Source organism: Aeromonas sp. R6-1 (genome assembly GCF_040908165.1).
Taxonomy (GTDB): Bacteria; Pseudomonadota; Gammaproteobacteria; order Enterobacterales; family Aeromonadaceae; genus Aeromonas; species Aeromonas caviae.
Map to the genome: position 1 here is coordinate 67,126 of NZ_JBFODF010000036.1, position 23,718 is coordinate 90,843.

Sequence of the window (23,718 nt, forward strand, 5' to 3'; positions counted from 1 at the left end):
ACATCCACATATGTCACATTAATGATTAAAACATGGTGTTAACATGGCATTTAAAACTGCCTCGCCGAGTGTGCTCCGGATCGCAACAATGCTGCTGCGGCTGTCATTTGCAGCGGCACTCTTTATAATTCGCCCGGTTCCGCCCCCACGGGAGGACACAGACCCTCAAGAGGTCTGCTGATGACCGATATTGAGCCCGCCCGCACCATCTGAAGGACGGGGGCTGTATCGGTTGAGCCCTGTTTGATTTGCCGGTTTCCAGTCCAGAGAGAGGAGAGGGTGTGAAGAAGTCCATCTACATTGCCTACACAGGCGGCACCATAGGGATGCAGCGTTCCGACCACGGTTATGTACCGATGGCGGGCTTCATGGAGGACTGTCTGGCACGGATGCCCGAGTTCCATCGACCGGAAATGCCCGATTACCATATCCACGAATATGCCCCCCTCATCGACTCTTCCGACATGACGCCGGCAGACTGGCAGCGCATCGCCGAGGATATCAAGGGCAACTACGACAAGTACGACGGTTTCGTCATTCTGCACGGTACCGACACCATGTCGTTCACCGCGTCTGCGCTCTCCTTCATGCTCGAAGATCTGCACAAGCCGGTCATCATCACCGGCTCCCAGATCCCCCTGGCCGAGCTGCGCTCGGACGGTCAGCAGAACCTGCTCAACGCCCTCTATATCGCGGCCAACTACCCGATCCACGAGGTGACGCTCTTCTTCAACAACCAGCTCTATCGCGGCAACCGCAGCAAGAAGGTGCATGCCGACGGCTTCCACGCCTTCGACTCGCCCAACTACCCGCCCCTGCTCAATGCCGGTATCGCCATCTCCCTGGAGGCAGGTGAGCTGGGCGTGCCGTGCGATCGCCCCCTGGTGCTGCACGACATCACCCCCCAGCCCATCGGGGTGGTGACCCTCTACCCGGGGATATCGGCTGAGGTGATAGCGAACATCCTGCAACAGCCGGTGCGTGCGCTGATCCTGCTCTCCTTCGGGGTGGGCAATGCGCCCCAGAACCCGGCCATGCTGGCGCTGCTCTCCGAGGCATCTGCCCGGGGCGTCATCATCGTCAACCTGAGCCAGTGCCTGCACGGCAAGGTCAACATGGGGGGCTATGCCACCGGCAACGCCCTCTCCCGTGCGGGAGTCATCTCGGGCTTCGACATGACAGCCGAGGCGGCGCTCACCAAGCTGCACTTCCTGCTGAGCCAGGATCTGCCGGCGCCGCGCATCCGCGAGCTGATGCAGCAGTCCCTGCGGGGTGAACTGACCCCCTGACTTTCCCTCCCACCCTAACCCTCTCCCAGCGGGAGAGGGGATAGATCGAGGTGGCGAGGTTTGCCATGAAGATCGCCGGCAGGTGGCCCGCTGACTGCTCGCAGGTGCGTGCCAGCTCCCTTCTCCCCTGGTGGGAGAAGGGCCGGGGATGAGGGGGATGAGTCATCCTGCATAGAGAGGAAAAAAGAGGGGAGCCATAATGGCTCCCCTCTTTCGTTTCGTTACCGCGATAGGTGACGTGCGGCCTGCCTCAGTGGCTAAGGTCGACCCGCACTATCTCTTCCTCATCGCGATATTGGCGCTTGAGCTCGCTCTTGCTCTTCATCACGATCTCGCCGTCACGGCCGATGTTCATGTGCTCGGGGTTCTCAAGGTGCATCGCCTGCCAGGCCATCACGGCCTGCAGGGAGGTGGCCTTCTGCTCCTCGGTGAGGGGCTTGCCATCCGGCCATTTGCCGAGCTCGACCGCAGTCTTGAGCCGCTCGTACACCTCTTTGGGCATCTGCGCTATCGCTTGTTGAAACGTCACTTGCTGAGACGACATCCGGCCTCTCCTTGAAAATTGAGCCATGAACACGGGGTCAGGCGGGCAGATCCTGTCGGACTATTCCGGCAGATCCTGGCGAACTACGCCGGCCATCTGCTCCATCACCCGTACTACCTGACAACTGTACCCGAACTCGTTGTCATACCATACGTAGAGCACGCAGTGATCCCCCTCGGCGATGGTGGCCTGGGAGTCGACGATGCCCGCAAAACGGGAGCCCACCATGTCGGAGGAGACCAGCTCGGTGCTGGCGCTGAAGTCGATCTGGCGATGCAGGGCCGAGCTCAGTGCCATTTGCTGCAGATAGGCGTTGAGGCTCTCCCGATCGGTGGTCTGTTCCAGCGACAGGTTGATGATGGCAAGCGACACGTTGGGTGTGGGCACCCGGATGGCGTTGCCGGTCAACTTGCCCTTGAGCTCCGGCAGCGCCTTGGCCACCGCCTTGGCGGCACCGGTGCTGGTCATCACCATGTTGAGGGCTGCGCTGCGACCGCGGCGCTCGCCTTTGTGATAGTTGTCGATGAGGTTCTGATCGTTGGTATAGGAGTGGACTGTCTCCACGTGGCCGTGGCGGATGCCGTACTTGTCCTGCATCACCTTGAGCACCGGGGTGATGGCGTTGGTGGTGCAAGAGGCGGCGGAGACTATCTTGTCATCCGGGCCTATCACCTCGTGGTTGACCCCGAACACCACGTTCTTCATTTCCCCCTTGCCGGGGGCGGTCAGCAGCACCCGGGCGGCGCCGCGGGCCTTGAGGTGCTCGGACAGCCCCGCCTCGTCACGCCAGACGCCGGTGTTGTCGACGATCAGCGCATTGTCGATGCCGTAGGCGGTGTAGTCGATGTCGGCCGGGCTGTTGGCGTAGATCACCTGGATGAAGGTGCCATTGGCGATGATGGCGCTGCGATCACTATCCACTTCGATGGAGCCGTTGAAGGGGCCGTGCACCGAATCGCGGCGCAACAGGCTGGCACGCTTCTCCAGATCCCCGTCGCGACCGCCGCGCACCACGATGGCGCGCAGGCGCAGGGAGTTGGCGGCGCCGGTGCGCTCGATGAGCAGACGGGCCAGCAGGCGGCCGATGCGGCCGAAGCCGTAGAGCACCACGTCGGTCGGGGCGGGCACGGCACTGCGGTTCAGTGCCGGTGCCAGCTTGGCACGCAGATAATCTTCGATGCCGGCTTCATCCTCGTGATCCTGCCAGTAGCCCACGGCCAGTTTGCCGAGATCGACTTCGGCGGCGGTGGGGTTCAGGGCGACGATGGTGCGCAGGAGAGGGAAGCTTTGCTGGATGGGCAGCGGGGTGCCCTGGTGGCGGCGAACGACCCGGTGGGCCTTGAGGATATCGATGGTGGAGGCGTTTTGCAGGGGGCGTCCGTAGAGGGTGATCTCTATCCCTTGCTGTCGGTAGAGGCGACCTATCAAGGGTTGCATGGCTTCGGCGAGCTCCTGGCTCTCCTGCCACGCCTGCAAGTAGTGCTCGTGGGTCATTAACCAGATCCTTTTATTTCACGTTGTTGAAGCAAGTTGCCTGGGCAAATTGAAATTCGTCGAAGGCAGATCAGTGTAGGGCTGATGGTTTCGTTATATTATTCTGCAATCGCGGCCTTATACGGCGCGCGCATTGTAATGGATATGTAGCCTGTTTGCTAGTTGGCGGTGGCCGGTGCGGGTTGCGATTGTTATCAACCAGATGTGAACCATGACCCTATTCTCACAGCGTCCGTTACTGCTTTCCCTCGCTTGTTGCCTGACGTTGACGGCCTGCGACGACGACAGGATCCACAACATCTGCTCCCAATATCCCGCCCTGTGCGCGGACCTGGTGGACGACGGCTGGTGTCGCTATGAGCGCAGCGACGTCATTCGCGGTCGTTACTATCTCCAGGAAGAGGGGACGGACAGGCGCAAGTACGATCTGATGCGCGGCCTGGAGCGTTATCTGCAGTGCGCCGAGCACTCCACCAACATTGAGTACAAGCGGGCCAGGGAGCAGAAGAGCCCCAGAGTGGAAGGGATGCTGGCCGCCGGCCGTCAACTGGAGCAACTGGACGCTCAGACCCGGGGTTCCCAGGATCCCTACCTGCTGCTCTGGCACTGGACCAACAACACCAGTCCCGAGGCCCGCGCCAGCTTCCTCGCGCAGGAGGGGACGCCGAGCCTCGAGGAGCCCGAGCTGCAACTGGCGCTCGGCGGCATCTATGCCAAGAGCGAGCCCGAGAAGGCCATCAGGCTGATGCACCATGCGCTCTCCCTCTATCGGGAGGGGGACAAGGTCAACAGCCGGATCCTCACCGCCCTCAGCACCCTCTACATGGGGCAGAAGCGATTTGATCAGGCCTATCTGTGGGGCAAGGTGAGCGAGTCATTCCAGGAGAGCCCCGAGGTCTCCGCCACCCGGCTCGGCATTTACCATGCCATCGGCAAGGAGGAGCAGGAGACGCTGGACGACCAGGCGGCCACCATCGTCGATGCACTCAGGCAGGGGAGCTACCACACACCATGAATCCGACCCTGTCAGAAGCCCGGGAGTGGGTCCATCCCTTCGATATCCGCCTCGTCCACGGCCAGATCCGCGGCGAGGACAGGGTGCTTGAACGGGCCACGGTGAGGGCCGTGGTGATGCGTGGTGATCGACTGCTGCTGGTGCACTCCCGCGTCAACGGGGATCTCATGTTCCCCGGTGGCGGCATCGAGCACGGGGAGGCGCACGATGCGGCCCTGGCCCGGGAGCTGCGGGAAGAGTGTGGCGCGGAGCTGGTGGCCGTGGGCCCCCTGCTGGGAGAGACCCGGGAGTATCGTGCCGCGCGCGAGCCGGATTACGATGCCTACTGCATCCGATCGTCCTATTACCTCTGCCGGGTCGGGGAGGACTGGAGTGCGCCGCGCCCCCAGCCCTACGAGATCCGCCTCGGCTTCACGCCGGGCTGGTTCCCCCTGGCCGAGGCCCTGCAAACCAACAAGACCCAGCTGGCGGGTCCCTGTCCCCAGTGGACGGCGCGAGAGACCCGGGTGCTGGCAGAGTTGCACCGCTGGCAAGCGTCCGGCTTGCTGACCTGACAAGGCCGCTTGCCCCATAAAAAAACCGCCTGTCGGCGGTTTTTTTATGGCTGTCCCCGGCGTCAGGGGAGACAGACCGGGCAGAAGGCGTAGGTGCCCTGGGGATCGTTGAAGCGGGTCAGCGGGTCCAGAGTGCGGTTCATCTCCAGCAGCGCCTTGCCAAGCCCGGCGGGCAGCCAGCTTTGCAGGTGCGGGGCCAGCGCCTGGGCGCTGCTGTCAAACAGCTCGCGCAGGAACTTGTCCCTGGCCGACTCTTCCGGTGCGATGGGGGTGACCTGCCAGCTCTTGAGGTTGGCGAGATCGGCGGCCGCCTTGAGGGCGTCATCCAGATTGCCAAACTCGTCCACCAGCCCCAGTGCCTTGGCATCCTGCCCGGTCCAGACCCGGCCTTCGGCGGCTTTTTCCGCCTCTTCCGGGCTAAGGCCCCGGCCCTTGCCCACCAGGCCGACAAAGCGCTGATAGGTGTCTTCCACACTCAGTTGAATGGCTTCACCCACGTGATCCGGCAGGGCACGGGTCAGCCCGACCCCCACGAAGTCGGTGGTGCCGACGCCGTCGGTGTGTACCCCGTACTGGGAGAGCGCCTTGTCGATGGTGGCGAACATGCCGAACACCCCGATGGAACCGGTGAGGGTGGTGGGGGAGGCGAAGATCTTGTCTGCATCGGCGGAGATCCAGTAGCCACCGGAGGCGGCGTAGCTGCCCATGGAGATGACCACCGGCTTGCCCGCCTGTTTCAGGGCCAGCAGTTCGGCGCGGATCTGCTCGGCGGCGAAGGCGCTGCCGCCGGGGCTGTCCACTCGCAGCACCACGGCTTTCACCTGATCGTCACGGCGGGCCTCGGCCAGCAGATCGGCAAGGCTGTCGCCGCCGATGGTGCCGGCAGGCTGGACGCCATCCATGATGGCGCCGCTGGCGGTGATGAGGCCAACCTCATCCTTGCCGCTCTGGGGGTACTGTTCCGGGATGGCGGCCAGATACTCTTTCAGGCCCACGCCCTTCCAGCCGTGATCATCGGCCTCGCCCACTTCCTTGATCACCGCCTGGGTCATCTCGTCGCGGGTGGCGAGCTGATCCACCAGACCGTTGTCGAGGGCGTAGCTGGCCGCATTGCCGCCGGCCTTGCGCAGCAGTTCGAGGAAGTGATCCTTGTTCGGTGCGACGGCATCCGGCTCGATCTCCCGCTGCTCCGCCACGTCGGCCACATAGGATTGCCACAGCTGATCCAGCCAGCGCTGGTTCGCCTCCTTGCTCTCGGGGGACATTTCGTCCCGGGTGTAGGGCTCGACGAAGGACTTGTAGGTGCCGACCTTGAAGACGTGCGGGGTGATGTTGAGCTTCTCCAGTGCCGACTTGAAGTAGGTCTGGTAGACACCCAGCCCCTCGATCAGCACGGCACCACTCTGGTTGAGCAGCACGTGGTCGGCGTGGGCGGCGAGCAGATAGGCCCCCTGGCTGTAGTAGTCCGCCATGGCGATGACCGGCTTGCCGCTCTCCTTGAAGGCGTCGATGGCGGCCGTCACCTCCTGCAGTTTGGAGAGGCTGGCCCCTTGCAGACCCTGGGGCTTGATCACCAGCGCCTTGATGCGATCGTCATCCTTGGCGTTCTTGATGGCCCACAGCAGATCGGAGAGGACGATCTCGCTGGGCAGTTCGTCGCTGTTGTCCACCTGGCGCAGCAGCTGCACCGTGGGATCGGTCTGGGTGCGCTGTTCCACCAGTACGCCGGAGAGATTGAGGGTGAGAGCCCCTTCGATGGGGGCGCTGGGGGCCTCTTTCTGGCTGACGCTGAAGACGATGATCAAGACCACGACGAGAAACAGCAGATTGACCAGCATCAAGCGGGTAAAGTTGAGCAGGCGCCAGAGGCTGCGAAAGAGCCATCCCAGACCTTTGAAAATAGACATAGCTGCGTTGTCGCCCTGTTAATGGGTTGAGAGCAGCCATTATTAACCAGTTGCGCAGCCAATTGCCATTTCCCCTTGAGTCGACTGCCTCCCCGCCACTTCGGAACACAGCTGTTCGCTGAAAAAATGTCCAAACATTTGTTTGAAAAAGAGTTTTCGATTCTTTACTCTAGCTCCAGTTTGATAACAAAAAATTAACTGAAAGGCCCGATGAGCCGGCCCCACCTCCACCTACCTCTTCTTTTTACTGCCCGTCACCCGAGGCAGCCAGGAAGGCTGGAGCATGACCCCGTGCACATCGACCTCGACAAGGAGTGCATCATGAGCCGTTATCCCACGCTGCTGACCCCCCTCGATCTGGGTTTTACCCAGTTGCGCAACCGCGTACTGATGGGGTCCATGCACACCGGCCTCGAGGAGGAAAAGGGGGGCTTTGACAAGCTGGCCGCCTTCTATGGTGAGCGGGCCCGTGGCGGGGTCGGTCTCATCGTGACCGGCGGTATCGCCCCCAATTTGCGGGGGCGGCTGGTGCCCCACGGCTCCCAGCTGAGCTTTCCCTGGCAGGTAGCCAAACACCGCAAGGTGACCGAGGCAGTGCACCAGGAAGGGGGCAAGATAGCGCTGCAGATCCTTCATGCGGGCCGCTACGCCTACCATCCGTTCAGCCTGGCGCCGAGCGCCCTCAAGGCTCCCATCTCCCCGTTCAAGCCGCGGGCCATGAGCGAGCGGCAGATCCGCGGCACCATTCGCGACTTCGCCGCCACTGCGGCGCTGGCCAAGGCGGCCGGTTATGACGGGGTCGAGGTGATGGGGTCGGAAGGCTATCTCATCAACCAGTTCATCTGCGAACGCACCAACAAGCGCACCGATAGCTGGGGCGGCAGCAGTGAAAACCGCATGCGCTTCCCGGTGGAGATTGTCCGCGCCATCCGTGAGCGGGTGGGCACGGATTTCATCATCATCTTCCGCCTCTCCATGCTGGACCTGGTGGAGCAGGGCTCCTCCCTTGAGGAAGTGATCGCACTTGGCCGGGCACTGGAGCAGGTGGGGGTCACCCTCATCAACACCGGTATCGGCTGGCACGAGGCGCGCATTCCCACCATCGCCACCAGCGTGCCGCGCGGTGCCTTCAGCTGGGTGACCGCCGAGCTGAAAAAGCACCTCAAGGTGCCCCTCATCACCACCAACCGCATCAACACCCCCGAGGTGGCAGAGCGCATCCTGGCGGGCGGGGAGGCGGACATTGTCTCCATGGCGCGCCCCTTCCTGGCAGACCCCGAGTTCGTCATCAAGGCGGCTGAAGACAGGGCGGACGAGATCAACACCTGCATCGCCTGCAACCAGGCCTGCCTCGACCACGTGTTCAAGCAAAAGCGTGCCTCCTGCCTAGTCAACCCCCGCGCCTGTTTCGAGACCGAGTTGACGTTTGGCCGGGTGCCCCAACCCAAGAAGCTGGCGGTGGTGGGGGCGGGTCCTGCGGGGCTGGCGTTTGCCTGCTACGCCGCCGAGCGGGGCCATCAGGTGAGCCTGTTCGATCAGGCGAGCGAAATCGGCGGCCAGTTCAACTTTGCCAAGCAGATCCCGGGCAAGGAGGAGTTTCACGAGACCCTGCGCTACTTCGCCAAACGGATGGAGAAGTGCGGCGTCGAGCTCTATCTTGGCCAGCGCCAGAGTGCCGAGAGCCTGCTGGGCGGCGGTTTTGACGAGGTGATCCTCGCCACCGGCATCCGCCCGCGCACTCCCAACATTCCGGGTATCGAGCATGCCAAGGTGATGAGCTACCTCGATGTCTTGCGTGATCACAAGCCGGTGGGCGAGAAGGTGGCGGTGATCGGCGCCGGCGGCATCGGCTTTGACGTGGCCGAATACCTGGTGGAGAAGAGAGGAGCGCCGGATGCTGAAAGCCATCGCGATCACTGGCTCAAGGAGTGGGGTATCGACAAGCAACTGGGTGAGCGCGGCGGCCTGACTACCCCCGAGATCGATGCCCCCGAGCGCCAGATCTGGTTGCTCCAGCGCAAGGAGAGCAAGGTGGGCGACGGCCTTGGCAAGACCACCGGCTGGATCCATCGCACCGTGCTCAAGAATCGCAAGGTGCAGATGCTCTCCGGCGTCCAGTACCTGCGTATCGACGATGCCGGGCTTCACATCCAGGTGGGCGACCAGCAGCAGTGCCTGCCGGTGGATCAGGTGATCATCTGTGCCGGACAGGAGCCCCTCAAGGAGTTGCAGGCCGGTCTGCAGGCTGCTGGCAAGCCGGTGCACATCATCGGCGGTGCCGACGTGGCCGCCGAGCTGGATGCCAAACGCGCCATCCGTCAAGGGGCGGAGCTGGCTGCCGTCATCTAGCCTCCCGGCCCTTTCGTATCCTGACAAACCCCTGAACCTCAGGGGTTTTCTTCATCTGGTGCTGTGCTAAGGTAGCGCCATCATCGCCTTTGACAAGGAACTGCCCCATGGATGCCCTCCATCTGTTACTCAATCGCCACTCCTGTGGTCGTCTGGCCGAGCCTGCCCCGAGTGGCGAAGTGCTCGACAATATCCTCAAGGCCGGGCTGCGGGCGCCGGATCACGGCACCCTGACCCCTTGGCAGTTCATCCTGTTTGAAGGGGAGGGGCGTGAGCGTCTGGGGACATTGCTGGCCGATGCCGCCCATGCCCGTGGCGAGGATGCGGACAGTGTCGAGAAGTGCCGCGCCGCGCCACTGCGTGCTCCCCTGGTGATCGCGGTGGCGACCCGTTATCAGGCGCACCCCAAGGTACCGAAACTGGAGCAGGAGCTCTCTGCCGGTTGCGCCCTGATGGCGATGCAGATGGCGGCCCAGGCCCAGGGCTTCAACGGCATCTGGCGCTCCGGCTGGTTCATCTTCGACGAGCAGATCCATGGTGCACTGGGGCTGGCACCGGAGGATCAACTGGTGGGCTTCCTCTACCTTGGTACCCCCATGCTGGAGGCCCGCAAGCTGCGCGAGTTGCCCATCCAGGACTTCGTGCGCAGCTTCTGAAGCACAGAACGCCAAAAGCCCTGATTATTCAGGGCTTTTTTGTTTTCTGACAGAGCCGTCAGGCTGTACTGATAAATGCGCACTTGCCAAGAGGGTAGAAGGGGGTTGGCCGGACATTTTTTGAATTGTGAGAGATTCTTCTCACTCCTGGTTTATTACGCTATGTAAAACGTTTGCGCCGCGTTATTATCCCACTGCCAGTTTAGAAGGTGACCCCTTCTAATTTTCTGCGATGAGAGTCGCAATTCCGTAGCACCTTTTTAGAGCCCAACGTCTTGATGACATTGGGCTTCATTTTTGCGGGATCGGCACGTCAGCGTTCTTTCTCCTCTGCCTCTTCTCTACCTCACCTTGTCTCTTTCCGGCGATCTTTTGCACAGCCATTGATGTGGTCTCGATTGGAATCAGGATCAGGGTCAAATATCCTGCATTTGCAGGTGAAATCCGGCCCGGGATCAGCCAGCATCGGCAGAGACAAGAGAGCCAGAGGCTTCCCTTCAATGTCGACTGCCCGCACCTTTGCCATCCGGAGGCCATATGTGGTTCAACCGCAAGCTTGAAAAAGAGAATCAACAGCTCAGGGAGACGATGCTTCTCAAAGAGCAGCAGCACCAGAGCGAACTGGCCGAATTGCGCGCCACCATCGGTGAATACGAGCACATGCAGCGCACCAGCCGGGAGCGTGGCGATCTCTTCAATCAGGTTATCACCTGCCAGAACCAGGGAGGTGAGATGCTGCAGAGCGTGCGGGAAGCGCTGGCTGGCAGTGCCGAGCACCTGATGGCTGAAAAGGGAGCGCTTTGCGAGCTGGATCAGCTCTTTGCCCAGACCCGGGGCGCCATCACTCGTCTCTCCGGTCGCGCCCATGCCATCACGGATGAGGCGGCTCGCAGCCTCGCAGCCGTCCATCAGCTCGATGCCAGTACATCCGCCATCAACCAGTTCGTGACCGCCATCCAGGGCATTTCGGATCAGACCAACCTGCTGGCACTCAATGCGGCCATCGAGGCGGCCAGGGCCGGTGAAGCTGGTCGAGGATTCGCCGTGGTCGCCGATGAGGTGCGTCAGCTGGCGAGCAAGGCTCATGAGGCCAGCAGCCAGATCGAGGTGCTGGTCAGGCAAATAGTGGCCCAGGCGCAGGAGATCAAGTCCATCATCGATGACAATCAGGCCAGTGCCGCCGAGGTGGCGACGTCCTCCTCCCAGATCGATGTGGTGGTGACCCAGGTGCTGGCACAATCAGGCCGGATGCAGCAGGTGATCCACAGTGCGGCCTCCACCTCCTTCCTCAATACCACCAAGCTGGATCACGCCGTCTGGAAGAACACCATCTATCGGCTCATCGATCAGCAGCATTTTCACGAGCCGGTGAGCGACCACGCTCAGTGCAGGCTGGGCAAATGGTATTTCGAGGGGCAGGGTGCGGAGCTCTTCGCCCACAAGCCGGGCTTTCGTGAACTGGACGGGCCCCACAAGCGGGTCCACGAGAGCGGCAAGGCCGCCCTGCACGCGCGCGAGCAGGGGGATATCAAAAGCATGGTCGAGCAGCTCAAGACCATGGAAAACGCCAGCATGCAGGTGGTGCACTGCATCGACCGCTTGCTGGAAAGCGCCTGAGCGAGCCTCGGGCCTTCCGCTCAACCTTTGACTGGCAGCAGCCGTGCCGGGTTGCCTGCCACCCTGGCACCGGCCGGGACATCTCTGGTCACGACCGAGCCCGCACCCACGACGGCTTCCCGCCCTATGGTGACGCCGGGCAGCAGGATGGCGCCGCCGCCTATCCAGACCCTGTCTTCGATGGTGACCGGCAGCGCCGTCTCAACCCCCTGAATGCGCTCATCGGCGTCCAGCGCATGGGCGGCGGTGTAGATCTGCACGTTCGGCCCAATCATTACCTCGGCGCCGATGCGAATGGTGGCATTGTCCAGCAGGGTGGCCCCCATGTTGATGTAGCTGCCCTTGCCAAGGTGGATGTGGCGGCCATAGGTGCAGTAGAGGGGCGGGCAGATGAAGGCACCCTGGGCCAGCTCGCCGACGATCTGCTGCAGCAGCGCCAGTTGTTCATCCTCCTCGTCGCTGCGATTGAAGCGGCGGTACAGGCGGGCCGTCTCCCGGCGCAACAGATCCAGCTCTGGTGCCATGCAGTTGTAAGGCTGGCTGGCGATCATCTTCTCGTATTCGGTCATGACTGGGCCTCGATGGGGTGGAGGAAGAGAGGATAAGCCATCGGGGGGCAGAGAAGCGTGAGGCTCTCCCCAGAGTGGGCAGAAGGAGAACGGGCGTCCGGAAACGACAAGGGCACCCTGGGGTGCCCTTGTCGTTCAGCGACCTAAGTGTTGCCGCCATGGCCTGTTGCTTGTCAGCCGAGTGTGCGGCTGATGGGTTGGCAACTGCCGTGGCTTGTTGTTTATCAGCCGAGTGTGTGGCTGATGGGTTGGCAGCCACCGTGGCTTGTTGTTTATCAGCCGAATTTGCGGCCGGAGAGGCGGCACCACTCTTCCTTCACCGCAGTCGGGTCCATTTCGAACCACTGGCCATAGATGGTCTCCAGCTCTGGCGCCTGGCTTTCCAGCACGCCGGAGAGGGCCATCAGGCTGCCCGCCTTGCCGTGGCCGGCGATAAGCGGCGCCAGTTCCCGCAGCGGGCCGGCCAGGATGTTGGCGACCACCACGTCCGCTTCGACGTCTTGCGGCTGATCCGCCGGCAGGTAGAGTTCGATCTGGTCGGCAACGCCATTTCGCTCGGCGTTGTCACGGCTGGCCTGGATGGCCTGCGGATCGATGTCGATGCCGATGACCCGGGCGGCCCCCAGTTTCAGGGCGGCGATGCCGAGGATGCCTGAGCCGCAACCAAAGTCGACCACGGTTTTGCCGGCCAGATCCAGCCCGTCCAGCCACTGCAGGCAGAGCGCCGTGGTGGGGTGGGTACCGGTGCCGAAGGCCAGGCCCGGGTCCAGCATGACGTTGACCGCATCGGGGTTCGGCACGTCGCGCCAGCTCGGACAGATCCAGAGCCGCTCGCCGAACTGCATGGGGTGGAAGTGATCCATCCACTCGCGCACCCAGTCCTTGTCTTCCAGCTGTTCGACCTTGTAGCCCACGTCTTCACCGAAGATCTGCTGGAAGAAGGCGATGGTGGGAGCCGGATCGGTTTCGGCATCGAACAGTCCCATTACTTCGGTCTCGCCCCAGAGCGGGGTTTCACCGGGCATGGGCTCATAGACGGGCACATCCTTGGCATCCATAAAGGTCACCGCCTGGGCCCCACGCCCCAGCAGCATGTTGCTCACCTTGTCTGCGGTCTTGGCAGTGGCGTTGATTCGAATTTGTATCCAGGGCATGGCGTCGGCTCTTCATAAATGTGAAACCGCGGGATTCTATCATCATGGACCCGTGCTGTCGTGGTTTGACCATGGCCTCATGGGGAAGGGAGGCAACCCTGCCAAGTTGGCACGGTTAATGTATTCCTTCATGGGTGACGGGAAGCAACTTGTTCCCGCTGAATGCTTTGCTCTATGAAGTTCCGTCATCTTTTTTCAGCCACCTTCGGGTGGCTTTTTTTATGCCGGCGCGCTGAAAAGCGGTTAATTGGGAGGGAAAAGCAGAGATTGGCACGCTATCTGCAAAGTTACAGATGTCCTGCATAAGGATATGTGTGTGATTGTTACCCCAACGTTCAGGTTTTTAGGGCCATCCCGACGGGATGGCCTCTTTTTTATGGTTTTTTCGGGGGAGATGCCCCGTCAGGGACAAAGGTTACCTGCGGGGCTGTGCACTCTTGGGGCTTGTCACTGGTGATTTCACCCCATGATGGTGCATTTATTTACCTACAAGGGAATAGTCAGGACGACGATACCCGCTCTGGCGGCGCCTCAGCGATGGAAGCCGCTCATGTCGATCACCAGCTTGCCCACCATGCGACCCGCTTCCAGCTCGGCATGAGCCCGGGCCAGGGTGAGGGGCGTCAGTTCGGGCACCACCTTGCTGAGGGTGGTCTTGAGCACCCCTTCATCGATCAGGGCCGCGACCCGGCCGAGCAGGTTGTGCTGCTCTATCATGTCCGGGGTCTGGAACAGGGAGCGGGTAAACATGAACTCCTGGCTGAAGGTGACGCTCTTTGGTTTGAGCAGACCCAGATCCCAGGGGTCACTGGACTCGGCGATGGTGCAGATGTGACCAAACGGACGGATGAGGCTGGCCATGGTGTTCCAGTGCTGCTCGGTGGCGTTGGTGCAGAAGATGGCATCCACCTCGCTGATGCCGAGTGCCTTGAGCTCCGCCTGCAGATGGTGATGGCTCACCACCTGGTGGGCTCCCATGTCCAGGCACCATTCCCGGGTTTCTGGGCGCGACGCGGTGGCGATCACCTCCATCCCGGTGAGCTGGCGGGCGAGCTGGATGGCGATGGAACCGACCCCGCCGGCGCCCCCGATGATCAGCAGTCGCCCGGTGCTTTCTCGGGTAAGGCTCATGCGCTCGAACAGGGTTTCCCAGGCGGTGATGGCGGTGAGCGGCAGGGCGGCGGCTTCCAGATCGGTCAGGTTGACTGGGGCGATGGCGGCAATGCGCTCATCCACCAGTTGCAGGGCGCTGTTGCTGCCCGGGCGGCTGATGTCGCCGGCATACCAGATCCTGTCACCGGCCTTGAACAGGGTGACGTCGCTACCGACGGCGATCACTTCGCCCACGGCGTCCCAGCCCAGCACGCGGGGGCTGCTTTCGACCTTGTCCTTGGGGGCGCGTACCTTGGTGTCGACCGGATTGATGGAGGTGGCGTTGACCCGTACCAGCAGATCCCGCGGGCCCGGTGTCGGATCGGGCAGATCGCTCTCGATGAAGCAGTGGGGGTGGTTGCTTGGCAGATAGTGAGTCAGGGCGATGGCTTTCATGGCTTTTCCTTTCAAATAGCAGTGTTCGGGATTGCCACTCACTCTAGTCTGGATAATTATCAAGATTAAGATGGGTAATTGGTAAAGACTGTTTGAATATATGAACAATGTCGAACTGGAGTTGATGGGGCTGTTCGCCACCGTGGTGGAGCAGGGGAGCTTCACCGGGGCGGCCGAGGTGCTCGGCATGCCCAAGTCCTCGGTGAGCCAGAAGATCTCGCGCCTCGAATCCCGGCTCGGGGTGAGGTTGCTGCAACGCACCACCCGCAGGCTCAGCCTGACGCCCCAGGGGGAGGTCTATGTGACCCATTGTCAGGAGCTGCTGGCACTGGCGCGTAGTGCCAACCTGGCGATGGCGCGGTTGCGCGAGGCTCCTGGAGGGCGGGTGCGGATCACTGCTCCCGAAGCCACGGGAACCTTGCTGCTTGGTCGGATACTGGCCGAATTTCGCGCCCTCTATCCCGAGGTGGTGCTGGAGCTGACCCTTTGCGATGAACAGCTGGATCTGGTGGGGGAAGGTTACGATCTGGCGCTGCGGGCAGCGCCGCTGAAAGATTCCAGCCTCATCTGCCGGCGCATCGGCCAGGTGGCGCGCCATCTGGTGGCATCTCCCGGTTACCTGGCGGCCAACGGGACGCCGCTCCAACTCTCGGAGCTGGCCGGACACGCCTGCCTGGTACATGGCTCCTTGCCGGTGTGGCCATTGCAGGAGGGGGGCTGGCGCCCTCGCGGGGCCTGCCAGAGCAACAGCCTGCTGGCGCTGCGGGAGCTGGCACTCCATGACGGGGGGATTGCCCTGCTGCCGGCCCATGTCTGCGGCGACGATCTGGCGGCGGGGCGACTGCTCAAGGTGCTGCCGGATCTCCTGGTTCCGGTGAACCCCTTCTATCTCATCTACCCGAGCCGGGAACACCTGGCCCCCGCCCTTCGCAGCCTGATGGACTTCGTGGCCGAACGTCTTCCCTTCGCCTGATCACTGGTGCTGGCCAAGGGGAGCCTGAGCCGGTTCGAGACCGAGCGGGACCGACTGGCGTTCCGCCAGCATGCGGATCTGCCCTTCGATGAGGCCGGCATGGGGGCCGAGCACCAGCACCAGCTGATGTTCGTTGAGCACGACCCAGGAGAGGCAGCCCAGTCTGGCCAGGCAGGATTGATCCACCAGGGCCATGTCGCGAACCCGCAGGCTGAGGCGGGTCAGGCAGACGCTCATGGCCTGCAGGTTGTCCATGCCCCCCAGCATCTTGAGGTACTGGATAGCCAGCATCTGGGGATCGGTGGGGGCCACGGTCGCGAGCCGGGAGAGATCCTCGGTGATAGGCTTGCCCGGCAGACTGAGGGGGGCGTGTTCCAGCAGCCGGGAGAAGAGCAGGGCATAGACGACGAAGAAGAGGATGCCCAGGGGGATGAGCCAGAAGCTGTGCAGACCGGCGTGGTAGCTCAGCACCAGATCCAGCAATCCGGCAGAAAAGTAGCTGCCCACCTGGATGTCGAGCCCGCTGCAGATGGCCAGCGACAGACCGGTCAGCAGGGCATGGGCGAGAAACAGCCAGGGAGCGGTGAAGGCAAACAGGAACTCGATGGGCTCCGTGATGCCCACCAGTGCCGAGGTGAGCGCCAGGGTGAGCAGCAGCCCTCCCTGGGGCAGTTGCTGCATCCGCTGGCGATGGATCCAGATGGCAAAACAGGCGCCGGGCAGGCCGAACATGATGACCGGATAGAGCCCGGCCACATAGCCTTCATGCAGTGGCTGGGCGGTCGAGAGGGCTTGCAGGTTGCTCTCCCCGAGCCCGATGAGGCTGCCCAGCACCTGGTGCAGACCGAGGGGGATCAGCAGCCGGTTCAGCACGCCGTAGCAGAAGGCGCCAAATGGCGTGGTGAGCAGATCGGAGGCGAGCAGGGTGAGCCCCTGTTCTAGCAGCGGCCAGAGGATGGAGAGGGGGATCACCAGCAGCAGGCAGGTCAGCGCCGAGAGCAACATGCCCGGCAGATCTTCCTGCAGGGGGAGCAACCAGCCCGGCAGCCGCAGAGCGCGGGCCCGGGAGCAGACCATGGCGGTGACGAGCCCGGCCAGCAGGCCGCAGATCATGTCCGCATGCAGCCCGGGCACCAGGGTGCCCAGCGCCGAGCTCAGCAGCAGGAAGTTGACCGCACCGGCGAGCGCCTGGGCTCCTTGCCCCTGGCGACTCAACCCGAAGGCGATGGCCACCGCATAGATGAGCGGCATCTGGCTGAAGAGGGCGCGACCGGCGAGGGAGAGCACGGCGAGATCCAGCACGTCCGGTTGGCCGAGCCGGTGGAGCAGGGCGGCCAGGGGCAGGATGGAGACGGGCAGCAACAGGGCATAGCCGAGGCGCTGCAGGGACTGGGTCAGGATCTTTCTGGCGTTCTGGACTGGCATGGGGGCACGGTATTTGTGACGTGGCGCACATTTTACCCGTGAGCCCCCATTTGGGAATAGGCGAGCCTTCCTTTATTGATCCTTTTCTTAATTTTGATCAAACAATCGACGGACACGCTGATCCGGGGCAGGAGTGAGCAGGCTGACTAGGACAAAGGCCGCGAGGCCAAGGACCAGGCTCGGGACGATGGCGTGCAGGCCGGCCACCTTGATCCCCCATTGGCTCAAGGTACCGTAACAGAGGATGCCGCAGACCATGCTGGCCAGGGCTCCCGGGCCGTTGGCCCTGGACCAGTAGAGGCCGAGCACCAGGGGCCAGAGGAAGACCGCCTGCAGGCCGCCGAAGGCGAGCAGGTTGAGCCAGATGATCATCTCGGGGGGCTGGAGCGCCGCCAGCAGCACCAGGGTACCCAGGATCAGGGTGCAGAGCAGGGAGAGGCGCGGCACCCGGACCTCCAGCTTCTCCTGCCTGGGGTTGAGGTAATTGAGGTAGAGATCTTTCACCAGGGTGGCGGAGGCCTGGATCAGCTGGGAGTCGATGGTGGACATGATGGCCGCCATGGGGGCCGCCAGGAAGACCCCGGCCAGCCAGGGGGGGAGCACCTCCATCATCAGGGAGGGCATGATCTTGTCCGGGCTGTCCATGCCGGGCAGGATGGCGCGGCCCAGCGCCCCGGCCAGGTGCATGCCGAACATCAGCAGGGCGCAGACGATGGTGCCGATGAGGATGCCCCGGTGCAGCGCCTTGCTGTCCCGGTAGCCAAAGCAGCGCAGCGCCGAGTGGGGCAAGCCCACCACCCCGATGCAGACCAGCACCCAGAAGCTCAGCATGAAGGGTTGGGTCAGCATGTCGCCGGCCCCCTGGGGGCTCACCAGCTTGGGATCTATCTCCTTGAGCTGGTGGACAAGATTCGGCAACCCGTCACCGGCGATGAGGATGCCCGCCAGCAGGGCGCCAGTGCCGATGAGCATGACGATGCCCTGCAGGGCATCCGTCATCACCACGGCGCGAAAGCCGCCGATCACCGTGTAGAGCAGCACGCAACTGGCAAACAGGAAGAGCCCCTGCTGATAGCTGAGGCCGGTCGCCGTTTCCAGCAGGCGGGCGCCGCCGATGAACTGCACCACCATGGTGGCGATGAAGGCGAGGATGATGGTGACCGAACCCAGCACGACCACCGCCCTGCTCTGGTAGCGGGCCCACAGCATGTCGTTGATGGTCACCGCGTTGACCCGGCGGGCGATGATGGCGAACTTCTTGCCAAGCACCCCCAGGGTGAGCCAGACAGTGGGCAGCTGGATCATCGCCAGCAACACCCAGCCGAGGCCGACCTTGTAGGCGGCTCCCGGCCCGCCGATGAAGGACGATGCAGAGGTATAAGTGGCCACCAGGGTCATGGCGAGCACCAGCCCCCCCATGCTGCGGTTGCCGATGAAGTACTCCTGCATGAAGTTGCCGCCGGTCCGGTGGCGACTGGCCCAGAAACCGACCCCCAGTACCAGCACCAGGTAGATGCAGAGCGGCAGCATCAGCTCAAGATTCATGGGGTGGTACCTCGCTATCCAGGGGAATATCGACGAACAGGCGATCCACCATGAGGGCGCAGAGGCCGATGAACAGCAGCGGCATCAGGATGCAACTGAGCAGGAACCAGAGAGGCAGGTCCCACAGCTCGAGATCCTCGGGGATGAAATACGCCGAGCCATACCAGGCGACAAAGTAGAGCAGGGTCAGCAGCAGGCAGAAGGCTGCTTCCCGACGGGCGAGTGCGAAACGGTTCACTGTGGCCTCCGACGAGTGAGCGGGGCGCAAGAATAACAAAAAAGGGCCATGTCGCCATGGCCCTTTTTTACGTTGGCGATCCGGGTGGATCGCGTAATATCCCGATGAAAGGGGTCTTTGCAGACCCGACTTCTTGTGCAGGTGGTGGCCGCTCTGTGCTGCCACCGTGCTCAATGGGTCGGGCCTCAAGCTATTACAGACCCGACTTCTTGTGCAGGTAGTGGCTGCTCATGCGGCCACCTTGCTCAATGGGTCGGGCCTCAAGCCATTACAGACCCAACTTCTTGTGCAGGTAGTGGATGTTAGTGCCACCGTGCTGGAAGTTTTCGTCCTTCATGATCTCTTTTTGCAGGGCGATGTTGGTCTTGATCCCTTCCACCACCAGCTCGTCGAGGGAGTGGCGCATGCGGGCGATGGCCACGTCGCGGTTCTCCCCGTAGCAGATCAGCTTGCCGATCATGGAGTCGTAGTAGGGGGGGACCTTGTAACCCGCATAGATGTGGGATTCCCAGCGCACGCCCAGGCCGCCCGGCGCGTGGAAGCGCTGGATGAGACCGGGAGAGGGCAGGAAGGTGGCCGGATCTTCGGCATTGATCCGGCACTCGATGGCATGGCCACGGATGCGGATGTCCTGCTGGGTGATCGACAGGGGCTGACCGGCGGCAATGCGCAGCTGCTCCTTGATGAGGTCGACGCCGGTGACCATCTCGGTGACCGGATGTTCCACCTGGATACGGGTGTTCATCTCGATGAAATAGAACTCGCCGTTCTCGTACAGGAACTCGAAGGTACCCGCACCGCGGTAGCCGATCTCGAGACAGGCGCGCACACAGCGCTCACCGATGAACTTGCGCATCTCCTCGGTGATGCCGGGGGCCGGCGCCTCTTCCACGACCTTCTGGTGACGGCGCTGCATGGAGCAGTCCCGCTCACCCAGATAGAGGGCGGTACCCTGACCGTCAGCCAGCACCTGGATCTCGATGTGGCGCGGGTTCTCCAGGTACTTCTCCATGTAGACCATGTCGTTCTTGAAGAACTGGCCCGCTTCGGATTTGGTCAGCGCGATGGCGGAGGCCAGTTCGGCCTCGTTGCGCACCACGCGCATGCCGCGACCACCACCGCCACCGGCGGCCTTGATGATCACCGGATACCCGATCCGCTTGGCGATGGCGGCGTTGCGCTTGGCATCGTTGTCCACCGGGCCGTCGGAGCCGGGTACGCAGGGCACGCCCGCCTTCTTCATCGCCTCGATGGCGGAGACCTTGTCACCCATCAGGCGAATGGTCTCGGCGCGCGGGCCGATGAAGATGAAGCCGGATTTCTCGACCACTTCGGCGAAGTCGGCATTCTCGGAGAGGAAGCCGTAGCCCGGGTGGATGGCGACGGCACCGGTCACCTCGGCGGCGGCGATGATGGCCGGCACATTGAGGTAGGACTCACCGCTGGCAGGTTTGCCGATGCAGATGGTTTCGTCCGCCAGGAGCACATGCTTGAGCTCCCGATCGGCAGTGGAGTGAACGGCCACTGTCTTGATCCCGAGCTCTTTGCAGGCGCGCAGGATCCGCAGGGCAATTTCACCGCGGTTGGCGATGACTACTTTGTCCAACATGGGTGGCATTTTCCCTTATTCGATGATGAACAGCGGCTCGTCAAACTCGACGGCCTGACCATTTTCAACCAGGATCGCTTTGATCACGCCGGCCTTGTCAGACTCGATTTGGTTCATCATTTTCATGGCTTCGACGATGCACAGGGTGTCGCCGACATTGACGTGCTGACCGACTTCCACGAACGGCTTGGCTTCCGGGCTGGAGGAGCGGTAGAAGGAGCCCACCATGGGGGAGCGCATCAGATGACCGCTCGGGGCGGCATCGGCAGCAGGTGCAGCGGCTGCTGCCGGAGCAGCGGCAACCGGTGCGGCAACCTGAGCTGCGGCCTGGGGCATGATCATCTGCGGGGCAACGCTAACCTGGCCGGAGAAATTACGGCTGATGCGAACGGACTCTTCCCCTTCGGAGATTTCCAGCTCGGCGATGCCGGACTCTTCAACCAGTTCAATCAGCTTCTTGATTTTGCGGATATCCATTAGCATTCTCTTTCTTCTTTATCTGATCAGTGATTATCAAGCCGCGCGCAACTGATGCACGGCCGCGGTTAAAGCGAATTGGTAACCATCGGCACCCAACCCGCAGATCACCCCCTTGGCGACATCAGACAGATAGGAGTGATGACGGAAGGGCTCCCTGGCATGAACGTTTGACAGGTGAACCTCGATAAAGGGGATGGCCACACCCAGCAGGGCATCGCGCAGGGCAACGCTGGTATGGGTGAAGGCGGCGGGATTGATGATGATGAAATCCACCTGGCCCATGGCCTGATGGATGCGGCCGATCAGCTCGTGCTCGGCATTGGATTGCAGATGTTCCAGGGTGACACCGAGTTCGCTGGCGCTGCGCGTCAGATCGGCGACGATCTCATCGAGCGTCTTGCTGCCGTAGATTCCCGGTTCCCGCTTGCCCAGCAAATTCAGATTGGGGCCGTTAAGCAGGAGGATTCGGTGATGTTGCGACATATTGAGTACATCCTCGATGATTATGCTGCTATCTATCAGCTATCTTTGGACTACCAAAAATCTAGCCGATTTTTGCACAAATCGGTGTGCCCTGACACACAGATTTCGCAATTATATTGATTTCGTGAAAATTAGCAGCATTTTACTGGTCTAATCTCTACATCTGGCTATTTATCGGCCTGGTTTGCCCGCAAGCCCTGCCTGCCACCGAACTCTGCTCTGTCCGGATCCCGAAGACAACAAAGCCGGCACGTGGCCGGCTCTGTTGACGTGGGGAAGAGACTCACGCCGCTTCCGACTTCTCGCGGATCAGCTTGTCCACGACCCCCGGATCCGCCAGGGTGGAGATATCCCCCAGGCTGTCGGTTTCGCCGGTGGCGATCTTGCGCAAGATACGCCGCATGATCTTGCCGGAACGGGTCTTGGGCAGCCCCTCGGCCCAGTGGATCACGTCCGGGGTCGCGATGGCGCCAATCTCCTTGCGCACCCACTCCTTCACTTCCTTGTGCAGCTCGCGGCTCGGCTCTTCCCCGGCGATCAGGGTGACATAGGCGTAGATGCCCTGTCCCTTGATCTCGTGGGGAACGCCCACCACCGCCGCTTCGGCGATTTTCGGATGGGCCACCAGAGCGGACTCGATTTCGGCGGTGCCCATGCGGTGGCCGGAGACGTTGAGTACATCATCCACCCGGCCGGTGATCCAGTAGTAGCCGTCCTCGTCGCGACGGGCACCGTCGCCGGTGAAGTAGCGACCCGGGAAGGTGGAGAAGTAGGTCTGCTCGAAGCGCTCGTGATCGCCGAACACGGTACGCATCTGGCCGGGCCAGGAGTCGGTGATCACCAGGTTGCCCTCGGTGGCGCCCTCCAGCGGCTCACCCAGGTTGTCCACCAGAGCAGGCTGTACTCCGAAGAAGGGACGGGTGGCCGAGCCGGGCTTGAGCGCGGTGACGCCGGGCAGCGGAGTGATGAGGATGCCGCCGGTCTCGGTCTGCCACCAGGTGTCGACGATGGGGCAGCGCTCGTCGCCGATGGTGCGGTAGTACCACTCCCAGGCTTCCGGGTTGATGGGTTCACCCACCGACCCCATGATGCGCAGGCTGGTGCGGGAAGTGCCTTCGACAGCCTCCTTGCCCTTGGCCATCAGTGCGCGAATGGCGGTGGGGGCGGTATAGAGGATGGTGACCTGGTGTTTGTCCACCACCTGACTCATGCGGTTGGTGGCCGGGTAATTGGGCACCCCTTCGAACATGACGGTGGTGGCGCCGTTGGCCAGCGGCCCGTAGACCAGATAGGAGTGACCGGTGACCCAGCCCACGTCGGCGGTACACCAGTAGATGTCCTCTTCGTGGTAATCGAACACGTATTTGAAGGTGAGGGCGGCATAGACCAGATAGCCGCCCGTGGTGTGCAGCACACCCTTGGGTTTGCCGGTGGAGCCGGAGGTGTAGAGCACGAACAGGGGATCTTCGGCGCCCATGGCTTCGGGCGGACAATCCGGGCTGGCGGCGTTGACCGCATCATGCCACCAGATGTCTCTGTGCTCGTGCCAGGCCACGTTGCCACCGGTGCGCTTGAGGACGATCACCTTGCTGACCTTGGTATCCGGGTGGGTAAGGGCCTCATCCACGTTCTTCTTGAGGGGGATGGGGCGACCGCCTCGCAACCCCTCGTCGGCGGTGATGACGACGGAGGCGCCGGAGTCGATGATGCGGCCCGAGAGCGCCTCCGGCGAGAAGCCGCCGAAGACGATGCTGTGCACGGCCCCGATGCGGGTACAGGCCAGCATGGCGATGGCCGCCTCCGGCACCATGGGCATATAAAGGCAGACCATGTGGCCACGCTTGACCCCCTGGGCTTTGAGCACGTTGGCAAACTTGCACACTTCGGCGTGCAGTTCGCGATAGGTGATCTTGCGATCTTCGGCCGGGTTGTCCCCTTCCCAGATGATGGCGACCTTGTCGCCGCGCTCGCTCAGATGACGATCCAGGCAGTTGGCCGAGACGTTGAGCAGACCATCCTCATACCACTTGATGGAGACGTGGCCCGGATCGTAGGAGGTGTTCTTGACGCGGGTGTAGGGGGTCATCCAGTCAAGGATCTTGCCCTGCTCCCCCCAGAAGGCGTCCGGATCCTGCACCGATGCCTGATACATGGCTTCATAACCTTCCTTGTCCAGCAGGGCGCCGTTGCCGATGTGGGCCTTGACCGGGTAGACCTTGCTCTCGCTCATCTCTCACTCCTGTGAATACATTTTCTTAATGATTGAGTA

20 protein-coding genes are annotated in these 23,718 nt (G+C 62.3%); 7 read left to right on the forward strand and 13 right to left on the reverse strand.

Annotation, left to right across the window (positions count from 1 at the left end; translation table 11 throughout):
• Positions 1-281: 281 nt before the first annotated feature.
• Positions 282-1,289: an asparaginase gene (gene ansA, locus AB5Y68_RS10355; protein WP_010675424.1), complete on the forward strand. Its 1,008-nt coding sequence runs from the start codon at positions 282-284 to the stop codon at positions 1,287-1,289.
• Between the two features lie 250 nt (positions 1,290-1,539).
• Here the strand turns inward: ansA and AB5Y68_RS10360 are convergent, their stop codons facing one another.
• A complete protein-coding gene (locus tag AB5Y68_RS10360; protein ID WP_010675423.1) occupies positions 1,540-1,833 on the reverse strand; it encodes a YeaC family protein in 294 nt (97 codons plus the stop codon).
• Positions 1,834-1,893: 60 nt separating this feature from the next.
• Positions 1,894-3,327, reverse strand: a complete 1,434-nt coding sequence (locus AB5Y68_RS10365; RefSeq protein WP_039040320.1) for a glyceraldehyde-3-phosphate dehydrogenase — start codon at positions 3,325-3,327, stop codon at positions 1,894-1,896.
• Positions 3,328-3,538: 211 nt separating this feature from the next.
• Here AB5Y68_RS10365 and AB5Y68_RS10370 point away from each other — a divergent pair, with 211 nt between their 5' ends.
• Complete coding sequence (locus tag AB5Y68_RS10370) at positions 3,539-4,342, forward strand: DUF2989 domain-containing protein (protein WP_039040319.1); 804 nt, start codon at positions 3,539-3,541, stop codon at positions 4,340-4,342.
• On the forward strand, positions 4,339-4,896 hold the full coding sequence (locus AB5Y68_RS10375) for an NUDIX domain-containing protein (RefSeq protein ID WP_039040318.1): 558 nt from the start codon (positions 4,339-4,341) through the stop codon (positions 4,894-4,896). The genes AB5Y68_RS10370 and AB5Y68_RS10375 overlap by 4 nt, the downstream gene beginning before the upstream one ends.
• A 62-nt stretch (positions 4,897-4,958) precedes the next feature.
• Here the strand turns inward: AB5Y68_RS10375 and sppA are convergent, their stop codons facing one another.
• Positions 4,959-6,803 carry a signal peptide peptidase SppA gene (gene sppA / locus AB5Y68_RS10380; protein WP_039040317.1) on the reverse strand — a complete coding sequence of 615 codons (1,845 nt, stop codon included), beginning with the start codon at positions 6,801-6,803 and terminating at the stop codon, positions 4,959-4,961.
• A 321-nt stretch (positions 6,804-7,124) separates the two neighbouring features.
• On the opposite strand from sppA, the gene AB5Y68_RS10385 reads away from it, so the two are divergent.
• The 3 genes from AB5Y68_RS10385 (at position 7,125) to AB5Y68_RS10395 (ending at position 11,425) form a co-directional block, all read left to right on the forward strand.
• The gene (locus AB5Y68_RS10385; RefSeq protein ID WP_039040360.1) at positions 7,125-9,152 is read left to right on the forward strand and encodes an NADPH-dependent 2,4-dienoyl-CoA reductase; all 2,028 of its coding nucleotides are present in this window, start codon (positions 7,125-7,127) and stop codon (positions 9,150-9,152) included.
• A 107-nt stretch (positions 9,153-9,259) separates the two neighbouring features.
• On the forward strand, positions 9,260-9,808 hold the full coding sequence (locus tag AB5Y68_RS10390) for an NAD(P)H nitroreductase (protein ID WP_010675416.1): 549 nt from the start codon (positions 9,260-9,262) through the stop codon (positions 9,806-9,808).
• Positions 9,809-10,396: 588 nt separating this feature from the next.
• Positions 10,397-11,425 carry a methyl-accepting chemotaxis protein gene (locus AB5Y68_RS10395; protein ID WP_324606584.1) on the forward strand — a complete coding sequence of 343 codons (1,029 nt, stop codon included), beginning with the start codon at positions 10,397-10,399 and terminating at the stop codon, positions 11,423-11,425.
• A gap of 20 nt (positions 11,426-11,445) precedes the next feature.
• Here AB5Y68_RS10395 and AB5Y68_RS10400 read toward each other — a convergent pair whose 3' ends face one another.
• From AB5Y68_RS10400 to AB5Y68_RS10410, 3 genes are all read right to left on the reverse strand, one after another.
• Entirely contained in the window at positions 11,446-11,994 is a 549-nt protein-coding gene (locus tag AB5Y68_RS10400; RefSeq protein ID WP_039040315.1) for a sugar O-acetyltransferase, read from the reverse strand.
• Between the two features lie 275 nt (positions 11,995-12,269).
• Complete coding sequence (gene prmA / locus AB5Y68_RS10405; protein ID WP_039040314.1) at positions 12,270-13,148, reverse strand: 50S ribosomal protein L11 methyltransferase; 879 nt, start codon at positions 13,146-13,148, stop codon at positions 12,270-12,272.
• Positions 13,149-13,679: 531 nt separating this feature from the next.
• Positions 13,680-14,696, reverse strand: coding sequence for a zinc-binding alcohol dehydrogenase family protein (locus AB5Y68_RS10410; RefSeq protein ID WP_039040313.1), 1,017 nt, complete (start codon positions 14,694-14,696; stop codon positions 13,680-13,682).
• A 100-nt stretch (positions 14,697-14,796) separates the two neighbouring features.
• Between AB5Y68_RS10410 and AB5Y68_RS10415 the strand changes: the two genes are divergently transcribed.
• Complete coding sequence (locus tag AB5Y68_RS10415) at positions 14,797-15,669, forward strand: LysR family transcriptional regulator (RefSeq protein WP_039040312.1); 873 nt, start codon at positions 14,797-14,799, stop codon at positions 15,667-15,669.
• Here AB5Y68_RS10415 and AB5Y68_RS10420 read toward each other — a convergent pair whose 3' ends face one another.
• The 7 genes from AB5Y68_RS10420 to acs all read right to left on the reverse strand — a co-directional run bounded on the left by AB5Y68_RS10420 (position 15,670) and on the right by acs (position 23,679).
• Entirely contained in the window at positions 15,670-17,094 is a 1,425-nt protein-coding gene (locus tag AB5Y68_RS10420; protein ID WP_039040311.1) for a PTS transporter subunit EIIC, read from the reverse strand.
• 87 nt (positions 17,095-17,181) lie between these two features.
• Positions 17,182-18,639, reverse strand: coding sequence for a sodium/pantothenate symporter (panF, locus tag AB5Y68_RS10425; protein ID WP_039040310.1), 1,458 nt, complete (start codon positions 18,637-18,639; stop codon positions 17,182-17,184).
• A complete protein-coding gene (locus tag AB5Y68_RS10430) occupies positions 18,629-18,877 on the reverse strand; it encodes a YhdT family protein (protein WP_039040309.1) in 249 nt (82 codons plus the stop codon). The genes panF and AB5Y68_RS10430 overlap by 11 nt, the downstream gene beginning before the upstream one ends.
• A gap of 268 nt (positions 18,878-19,145) precedes the next feature.
• Positions 19,146-20,486: an acetyl-CoA carboxylase biotin carboxylase subunit gene (accC, locus tag AB5Y68_RS10435; protein WP_039040308.1), complete on the reverse strand. Its 1,341-nt coding sequence runs from the start codon at positions 20,484-20,486 to the stop codon at positions 19,146-19,148.
• 15 nt (positions 20,487-20,501) lie between these two features.
• Positions 20,502-20,963, reverse strand: coding sequence for an acetyl-CoA carboxylase biotin carboxyl carrier protein (gene accB, locus AB5Y68_RS10440; RefSeq protein ID WP_010675405.1), 462 nt, complete (start codon positions 20,961-20,963; stop codon positions 20,502-20,504).
• 36 nt (positions 20,964-20,999) lie between these two features.
• Entirely contained in the window at positions 21,000-21,449 is a 450-nt protein-coding gene (aroQ, locus tag AB5Y68_RS10445; protein ID WP_039040307.1) for a type II 3-dehydroquinate dehydratase, read from the reverse strand.
• A gap of 283 nt (positions 21,450-21,732) precedes the next feature.
• Positions 21,733-23,679 carry an acetate--CoA ligase gene (gene acs, locus AB5Y68_RS10450; protein WP_039040306.1) on the reverse strand — a complete coding sequence of 649 codons (1,947 nt, stop codon included), beginning with the start codon at positions 23,677-23,679 and terminating at the stop codon, positions 21,733-21,735.
• Positions 23,680-23,718: the final 39 nt, after the last annotated feature.